Here is a 455-nt window from a genome sequence, read left to right as displayed (position 1 = left end):
CCATGCGCAGAGTTTGGCGATCATGGGATCGTAATACATGGAGATCTCGCCGCCCTCGAAGACGCCGGTGTCGTTGCGGATCACCGTGCCGTCCTCGCGATTGCCTTCGCGCGGCGGGCGGTAGCGCGAGAGCCTGCCGATCGAGGGCAGGAAGCTGCGATAGGGGTCCTCGGCATAAAGCCGGCTTTCGATCGCCCAGCCTTCGAGGCGGACATCGTCCTGCGCGAGACGCAGCTTTTCGCCGGCGGCGACGCGGATCATCTCCTCGACCAGATCGATGCCCGTAACAAGTTCGGTCACCGGGTGTTCGACCTGAAGGCGGGTATTCATCTCGAGGAAGTAGAAGTTGCGGTCGCCATCGACGATAAATTCGACGGTACCGGCCGAATGGTAGCCGACCGCTTTCGAAAGAGCGACCGCCTGCGCGCCCATGGCAGCGCGTGTCGCCTGGTCGA

The 455-nt window shown here is 63.1% G+C and carries 1 pseudogene; it reads right to left on the bottom strand.

The features are described 5' to 3' along the window. Positions 1-455 (bottom strand): annotated as a pseudogene (locus tag GRZ55_RS24005) (acetyl/propionyl-CoA carboxylase subunit alpha); the annotation flags it as partial.

Source organism: Chelativorans sp. ZYF759 (genome assembly GCF_012911015.1).
Taxonomy (GTDB): domain Bacteria; phylum Pseudomonadota; class Alphaproteobacteria; order Rhizobiales; family Rhizobiaceae; genus ZYF759.
Note: the sequence above shows the minus strand (reverse complement) of the source record. Positions and strands in the feature narration are given on the sequence as shown.